The sequence below is a fragment of the Streptomyces sp. NPDC002403 genome (genome assembly GCF_053593015.1).
This window is the reverse complement of sequence record NZ_JBSFBQ010000113.1, coordinates 1-7,605: the sequence shown is the minus strand read 5'-3', so window position 1 is coordinate 7,605 and position 7,605 is coordinate 1. Positions and strand designations below refer to the sequence as shown.

Here is a 7,605-nt window from a genome sequence, read left to right as displayed (position 1 = left end):
GACCAGTCCTCAAGCCCCCTCGCCGTCTCCAAAAACGGCAACCGGCTATCAAACCCCCGACCCTCACTCCCCCTCGGCACACTCGCACCAAGCCAAACCCGCATAAAAGCAGCCAACCCAGGACTGATCCGAATATCCTCCACGACTAAAACCACCCACCCAACAAACCCCGGCCATCAACCACCCGGAAAACACCACCCCACAACTCCCCCACCCCACCCAGACACGCACCACCCAGGGAGGCGTCGCTGTTCTCGAAGCCGCCGAACCCGTCGAGGCCGACCGCGGTCACCGGACCAGCCAGGAACAGGACACGAAACCCCAGCTCACCAACAGCCACAGCCCAGGCCTTCTCACTCCCGGCCTCAGCGCCACCCTCGATCTCCATCTCCGTCTCCGCCCGCATCCCGCTCCCGGCCCCGGTCCGCATCCCGGTCAGCGCCCCGGCAAGATCCGGGGCGGCTTCCGACAGCCACGTCCCCAAGACGATCAGCATGAGCACCGTCGCATCGGTCACGCAGATAGCCGGGGGGGGACCGAAGACCGGGGGCCACCCAGCGCCGTGCCGCCAGAGGTGGCGGACACCGGTCGGCCGCTCGCCATGACCTGGACCGCCACCCCGGCATCGACCAGTGCTTCGGTCACCGCCTTGCCCGTGCTGTAGCCGGGAGGCGTCCCCCACCGGACCAGGCAGGGTCGCTCATGCCGATCCGGTGATCGGGCGCGGGGGTGTCGTCCATCGTGTCCTCACATGACGGGAGTGATGGAGTTCCGCTGGTCCGGCAGGGGAACCTCAGGCGAACAGCCGCCGTTCAGCAGCAGCGGGTGAAGGAAGGCCGGATCGGAACCCGACCCAGAACAGCGGCTCTCACCGTCCCGAACAACGACGATCACGATGCCCAACCCGCGCGCGAGTGCGGACGCCACCACGTCATTGAAGGCATCACGGACAAAGCTCGGTCGACCGACCCGCAGCCGGAACCGCTGAAGACGGTCGAGCTCGAACTCCGCGATGGGAATCTCCCCTCCAAGCAGTCCAACGTACGTCCGCCCGGCAAGGTTCATACTTAGACGTCATCTCATTTGGCGAGTCGGCGGTAGCAAATGAGGGTGCAGGCGATGCTGGTGAAGGCCAGGAAGTGGTCGGCCTTGCGTTCGTAGCGCCGGTGGAGTCGTCGGCAGCCGGCGAGCCAGGACATGGTGCGTTCGATGGTCCAGCGGTGTCGGCCGAGTCGTTGTGAGGTCTCGATGCCTTTGCGAGCGATGCGGTGCCGGATCCCGCGTCGGCGTAGCCATTGCCGCAGGTGACGGTAGTCGTAGCCCTTGTCGGCGTGGAGCTTGCCGGGTCGGCGTCGACGGGGGCCTCGGCGGGAGCGGATGGGCGGTATGCCTGTCACGAGCGGGATCAGGGCTTGGCTGTCGTGGACGTTGGCGCCCGAGATTGCGACGGATATAGGCAGACCGGTCCGCTCGGTGATCAGGTGGATCTTCGACCCGTACTTGCCCCGGTCGACAGGATTCGGACCTGTCAGGTCCCCCTTTTCAGGGCCCGCATGTTCACCGAGTCGATCGCGCACCGCGACCAGTCCAGCTCGCCGCGGGCACCGAGTTCGTCCAGGACCAGGCGGTGGAGCTTGGCCCATACCCGGGCCTTTGACCACTCCGAGAACCGGCGGTGGGCAGTCGCTCCCGACGGGCCGAACGACGCCGAAGGCAGCTGCTGCCAGGTACAACCCGACGTGGCCACGAAGACGATCGCGGCCAGCACCTCCCGGTCGCCGTGCCGACGCCGACCGCCGCCTTGCGGCCTCGACGGCGCCTCCGGCACCACCCGCTGGAACAACTCCCACAACTCGTCCGGCACCAGCCGTTCAACGATCCCCACCATGACGCACAGAATACCGAGATACCCAAATGAGATGGCTTCTTAGCGTGCCGGACCTGCTCGACTACGGACAGATCAAGGCCCCTGCCACGACCGTGCTCATGACGGCAGCCGAACGCTGGGCCACCGAGACCGGCTGGTACCCCACGCCGAGCTACACCGCCTGAAAGCGGGCCAACGGAACACCGATCGTCAACTGCCGACTACACCGTAAGGTCCTCTCTTCGGAACCTCTCCGCCCGACCAGGGCGTCGAACGGGCGGCCATGGTCATCCACTCCACCTGAGCGTGGTGACAAGGAGTTGTTGCGCCGGACCTCGACCGACGACCGGATCGACCAGCTGTGGGTGTCGGCGCTCGGGCCGCGGGCGGCACTGCAAACAGAGTGGACTCGCGGATGTTCTCCCGCTCGGCACCCTGCGGGAAATGGCAGCTCAGCCAGCGCGCGCAGTCCACTGCGGCGGCGTCCACAACCGGGCATCGGCGCTGCCGACCTGGATCAGCGTTCCGGTATGTCGATCCTGACGCGCCGGGCGGAACCCGTCGATCGCGAACACCTGCTGTCCGCTGGTGATGTCGACGCCCTGCAGACCGGCCTCGTCGGCGATCAGCAGATGCTCTCCGTCGGTGAAAAAGCCGAAATCGCCGACCGGCCAGGGGAACGTCGCGACCGCCTTGATCCATCGGACGCCCGGCGAGCGCAGTTCGATCGAGGTGGGGTCGAGGATGTGTACGGTACCGCTGCCGGCATCGTCCCGGTCATACAACGCGATCCGCCCGTCGTCGATCCACACCACCGGCCAGTTCCACTCCGAGACCTCGGGATACACCGCATAGCTGGGCCCGTCCTCGGACTCATACGGGTTGTCGTGCAGCCAGGCGGTCAGGCTCCACACCGCCGGCATCCCCCACGGCTGCCACACCCAACCGCCGTCGTAGACACGAGTCCCGTCAGGACTCAGCGACAGCGCGCCGTGGAAGTAATCGAGGTCGTACTCCGCATCTTCCTCATCTCTATCCGGGCTGTCCCGCGCCGTAAGAACCTCGCCGGACGCGAGATCGGTGACATCCAACCGGTTCCAGTCAACGCGATGGACGACAACCGGCCGGCCACCGTGTTCGGCGAACGCCAACGCGAACGGGACGGTTTCACAGCAGTAATCCCCGCCGTCCAACTTCAACGCTGGCGAACCGGTGGCGAGATCGACGACGGTGCCGTACCGACCGCGGTCTTGAACCACCGCCGCCCAACGGCCACATCGAGACACATGAAGCCGCAGTCGAACGCCACCACCGTATTCGGACGCCAGCCTCTCCTCCCGATACCGGGCCACATCCTGCATCTCGCCGGTCGTCGGCGTCCACCGCGCCAGCCGTCCGTCCTCGGACAGCACCAGCCACGCCGGCCCCGCGTCGCCGAGGGCCGCTGGCAACGCTGCCATATCCACGACCGGCCGCAGCGCGTCGGGAACTGCCACGTCCACCGTGATCGTCGCCATATTGATCCCCTCGGTGCGCCCGTGTGATCCCCCGCGGCAACGTGAACAGCAGGTGATCCGGCACCGTATCGGCAAAGTCGGTGAGCGCCGCGATGCCGGTCACAGCGGTGAGGTCAGCACGGATCTGGTCTATGTCGGGCTCATTCTCGCGCAGGTCCGCCTCGGTGTCGTCCAGCGAGAAGCCCCCTCCGGTCGTCATGACCGGACCAACCTCACCGAGCACGGCCCCCGACAGACCCAGAAGATCCAAACCGCTGACAAGCACACCCCAGATCCGCTACAGAGAGCGCCCGCACCCCCGGAACCAGGGGCTTCACCCTCATTCCGAAGCGATGGGCGCTCGAGCGGACCTATGGCTGGCTCAGGCGCTGTCCCGTTGTTGGCTGCGTGGGTCTCTGACGGTGCGTCGGGACGTAATGGGGGCCGAGTTTTCGGGCTGGTGCTCAGGCTTCGGCGGGCTGGTCGGCGGCGCCGGTGGCCTGGTCCCAGCTCGCGAAGCGGATGGTCATCTCGGCTCGGTAGCCGGGGGCACTCATCAGGTGGCGGCGGGGCCGGAAGTGCGGTGAGATGCCACTGAACGCGGACAGGAACCGCTGGGCCCCGCCGGTACTGCGGAAGCCCTTCATCGCGCGTTCACGCTGCCTCGTCGGCTGATGACTGTTCTCGGCCCGGTTGTTCAGACCCTTGTGGGCGCGGTGTTCTACGGAGGGCATGACCTCGCGGTGGGCCGCGCCGTAGGAACGGAGCTTGTCGGTGACGATCACCCTCGGTACCGAACACGTCTTCTTCATAAGGCGGCGGAAGAACCGCCTGGCCGCAGCGGTGTCCCGCCGGTTCTGTACGAGGATGTCGAGCACGTTGCCGTCCTGGTCGACGGCCCGCCACAGGTACTTCTGCTCTCCGTTTTCTTGAGGAAGACCTCGTCCAGGTGCCACTTGTCCCCGGGCCTGGGCTGCGGGCGGCGCAGCGCGCCGGCGTAGACCTGCCCGAACTTGGCGCACCAGCGGCGGACCGTCTCATAGGAGACGGCGACACCGCGCTCGAGCATCAGCTCCTCGACCTCGCGGAACGACAGCGGGAAACGGAAGTACAGCCACACACAGTGCGCGATGATCTCCACCGGGTACCGGTGCCCCTTGTACGACGGCAGCGCGCTGTCCACGGACGACCCCTCCCAGCATGACCAACCAGAAGATCATCCCACCCGGTCAGTCAACGTGACAGTGCCCCGAGGACTTCTCTCCGGCAGCGCCGGCGGCCACCGGCCTGAGTGTCCGCCCGACGCACACCAACCGTGTGGACGCCCAAGAAGGCCAAGGGGCGCCGCTACCGTCCATGCCGGGCACCCGCACGGAGAGCAGCAGCCTACGCGGCCGCCGATTTCCGAGCAGTCACAGCGCAGCCCCATCCGCATGGCAGGAGCAGGTACACCGTGCGTCACAGAACTTGCACCGTCCCGGCCGCTTCTCTCCCTGTTGACCCGTCATCGACTGGCAGTACGCGTGTTCACCGTGCAAGCATCCGGTCGACAGGTACACGTGCGTGTCTGCCGTACTACTTGCCTTGGCGTTCCGAGGGCGCAGCATGATCTCCATACGGGTCAGCAGGCCGGCAAGGACCAGGACACCGACCGCAAGGAATACCCAGAGCACCCGCATGAACCCGGAGTCGCTCTTCCACTCGTACGGGATCAGGGCCACCATCAAAAGCCCGATCGCCCAAAGTCCAGCCACCCACGCGCGACGCTTCGCGTTTTCCACGATTCTCCTTCTCGGCTGCCAATGTTGCCTGTTGATCAGGCACTCATGCTGCCCAGGGACGCCAGCGGTCACTCGGTACTGCCCAGGTCTCCGCCGCCGAGGACGAGGCGGAGGCGCACTTTCTGCGGAACCGGATCCCGCCCAAGGGACGGGCCAGCCGTCGGCGCACAGCCCGTGCTTCGCGGGCGGCTCCCAATGCGAGCGCTTCCAGTCCGACGCCTTCCGATACACCCGGATCCAGCCTTCGTCCCCGTCGGAAGTCTGTAGGTACGACGGCACGAGGCCGCCCGGCCAGTCCTGCTCGCAGCGCGGCCTGTCCGCGTCAATCAGGATCCACCACCCCAACTCCCGCCCTGCCGCGCCTCATCCGCCTGTACCAGGCCCCCGCAGCCCGTAACCCGCCTACGCTGAACCGACGGCCCCATCCGCCCCGCACCCCTGGGAGGCCCCGTGTCGCACTCCGTGGAAGCTGGCCCGACGCCGCCGTCGTACCCGCCGAAGACTCCGCCTCCGCCGAAGAAGCCGCCGAACCCTCCCCGGCCGAACCCGCAGGACCCGCCGCCCCAGAAGCCCCCGGCCAGCCAGGTGATCCCGACTGCGCGCCGCGGGGTGGGCATGGTGAACCGGCGCGGCATGAACTGGGTGCTGGAGTCAGCCCCGTGGGCGGCTGGGAAGGCCCGGACCGCGGTCATGGGACAGCTCGGAAAGTGGAAGTACCGGCCGGCCCCGGACACGGTCACCGCGGTGGAGGCGGTGACGACGCTCCTTGTCGAGGCCGCGGTTACCGACGGCGGGACGACAGTGTCGGTGCACCTGTCGGATCAGGACGGGCAGGCGTGCATCCTCGCTCTCTCCCACCACACCGCCCTGACCACCGGTCACGACGACGCGGGTGGGGATGTCCTCCACCAGATCACTGCCCACCAGGCCGTCACCGGGTGCGGAACCGACACCGGGCCAGATGGGCGTCGCATCTGGGCTGTCCTCACCCTCTGAACCGGTCACGCGAGCATCCGTTCGGGCAGCTTCCATCCTCAGGATCTGGGTGAAAGCCCACGCCGAAGATGTGCCCGCAGTCGTGGCACATCTTGACGAAGTGGTCGTTGCAGCCGTTGGAGCAGTCGAGGTCCTCGCACTGGGACGGGCCGGGGCAGACGTACGGCTCGAAGCCGGGGCCGCGCCAAGGCCGACCCCAGCAGTCGTAGTTGGAAAGGTCCAGTTCAGGGCACGACTCGCACCTCCAGTCATGGCCTGGGACACCACACGGAGGAGTGGTCAGAACGGCCACGAGCCGTTCGTGATCAACGGCTTTGGCGGCGCGGTGAAAGTTCTCGCCGGTCTCAGCCATGCGCTGGCGGATGGCTGCTTTGCGGGAGTGGTCGACAGGCATGAAGACTCCAGAACGGGCTTGAGGTGTGGTCTCAAGCGCGGCGCGGAGCACCTTGAAGACGAGTCGGCGGGGCCAACGTCGTGGGCTGGCGCGACAGCCCTTTGATCCAGAACGGTAGCAGCCCGGCACCTCGCTACAGAGTAGTGTCAGTGTCCTCGAGCTCGTCGTCATCCAGGAAGTGCCCGCCCATGTTCGACAAGGGCCCGGGGCTGCCCGCATGTGGCTGTAGGCAATCTGGGTAGCGCACGACGCGTCGTGCAGGGCCCGCAGCGCCCGGGACGTGGATTCTTATCAGCTCGGAGTCCTGCTGTGGGGAATCTTCACGGAAGACGCTGTCCCCGCAGGGGTGCGTGGCCTCCGACCGGATGACGCCGGGGGCGAGGGTTGTGTCAGACCTTCGGCTCACCTCCGCTCGCGCGGAGAGCACATGAGGCTGACACCGGCCGGCCCGCCCAGAGCCGCCGATGACGCAGGAGTTGCGATCCTCGGTCGACCCGAAGGCCGACCGCCACCGGGCCGGGTGCGGTTGTGCGGCGGCACGGTGGATACGTTGCGATCCCCGGTCGACCCGAAGGCCGACCGCCACATCCACGCCTGATGCGATGCTGTGTGTGCGGTCGACGTTGCGATCCTCGGCCGGACCCGAAGGCCGACCGCCACGCCAGATCCCGCTGCAGGCTGTTGGGCGCGAAGGGGTTGCGATCCTCGGTCGACCCGAAGGCCGACCGCCACGGGACAGTCCGGCTGTTTCGCGGCGTAGCGCGGTGGTGTTGCGATCCTCGGTCTACCCGAAGGCCGACCACCACCTGGAAGTCGCCCTCATCGAGGGCGGGTCCGCGGCGTTGCGATCCTCGGTCGACCCGAAGGCCGACCGCCACCAGGGGGGGCGGCGGCGTACATCTCGAGCGGCGTGCCGTTGCGATCCTCGGTCGACCCGAAGGCCGACCGCCACTGCCACGGCCGGATCGTAAACGGCGGCACTGACATTGATGCTGATACTCAGGTTCCGGTGGCCGTGGCTCGGGCACTGACTGACGCCCTGCTGGGCTGTCCTCAAGTTGTTCTGTCCGG

At 67.2% G+C, this 7,605-nt stretch carries 8 protein-coding genes and 1 pseudogene; 3 read left to right on the top strand and 6 right to left on the bottom strand.

Annotated features, from left to right (window positions below):
• Window positions 1-145 precede the first annotated feature (145 nt).
• The 3 genes from ACWCPY_RS42475 to ACWCPY_RS42465 all read right to left on the bottom strand — a co-directional run bounded on the left by ACWCPY_RS42475 (window position 146) and on the right by ACWCPY_RS42465 (window position 1,888).
• Window positions 146-517, bottom strand: coding sequence for a hypothetical protein (locus ACWCPY_RS42475; RefSeq protein ID WP_451274453.1), 372 nt, complete (start codon window positions 515-517; stop codon window positions 146-148).
• Between the two features lie 230 nt (window positions 518-747).
• The gene (locus ACWCPY_RS42470; protein ID WP_451274451.1) at window positions 748-1,065 is read right to left on the bottom strand and encodes a hypothetical protein; all 318 of its coding nucleotides are present in this window, start codon (window positions 1,063-1,065) and stop codon (window positions 748-750) included.
• A gap of 14 nt (window positions 1,066-1,079) precedes the next feature.
• Window positions 1,080-1,888 (bottom strand): IS5 family transposase gene (locus ACWCPY_RS42465; protein ID WP_451274449.1). Its coding sequence is split into 2 segments (ribosomal slippage): window positions 1,080-1,540 and window positions 1,540-1,888, totalling 810 coding nucleotides; the frame shifts between segments, so codons are not numbered across the junction.
• A gap of 26 nt (window positions 1,889-1,914) precedes the next feature.
• On the opposite strand from ACWCPY_RS42465, the gene ACWCPY_RS42460 reads away from it, so the two are divergent.
• Complete coding sequence (locus tag ACWCPY_RS42460) at window positions 1,915-2,052, top strand: hypothetical protein (protein WP_451274447.1); 138 nt, start codon at window positions 1,915-1,917, stop codon at window positions 2,050-2,052.
• Window positions 2,053-2,319: 267 nt separating this feature from the next.
• Here the strand turns inward: ACWCPY_RS42460 and ACWCPY_RS42455 are convergent, their stop codons facing one another.
• The 3 genes and pseudogenes from ACWCPY_RS42455 to ACWCPY_RS42445 form a co-directional block, all read right to left on the bottom strand.
• A complete protein-coding gene (locus ACWCPY_RS42455; protein ID WP_451274445.1) occupies window positions 2,320-3,384 on the bottom strand; it encodes a hypothetical protein in 1,065 nt (354 codons plus the stop codon).
• Window positions 3,385-3,827: 443 nt separating this feature from the next.
• Window positions 3,828-4,546, bottom strand: a pseudogene (locus ACWCPY_RS42450) (IS6 family transposase).
• 229 nt (window positions 4,547-4,775) lie between these two features.
• A complete protein-coding gene (locus tag ACWCPY_RS42445; protein WP_451274443.1) occupies window positions 4,776-5,144 on the bottom strand; it encodes a hypothetical protein in 369 nt (122 codons plus the stop codon).
• A 690-nt stretch (window positions 5,145-5,834) separates the two neighbouring features.
• Here ACWCPY_RS42445 and ACWCPY_RS42440 point away from each other — a divergent pair.
• Window positions 5,835-6,140, top strand: a complete 306-nt coding sequence (locus ACWCPY_RS42440) for a hypothetical protein (RefSeq protein ID WP_451274441.1) — start codon at window positions 5,835-5,837, stop codon at window positions 6,138-6,140.
• A gap of 250 nt (window positions 6,141-6,390) precedes the next feature.
• Window positions 6,391-6,639 carry a hypothetical protein gene (locus ACWCPY_RS42435; protein ID WP_451274439.1) on the top strand — a complete coding sequence of 83 codons (249 nt, stop codon included), beginning with the start codon at window positions 6,391-6,393 and terminating at the stop codon, window positions 6,637-6,639.
• The last annotated feature ends 966 nt before the right edge of the window (window positions 6,640-7,605 follow it).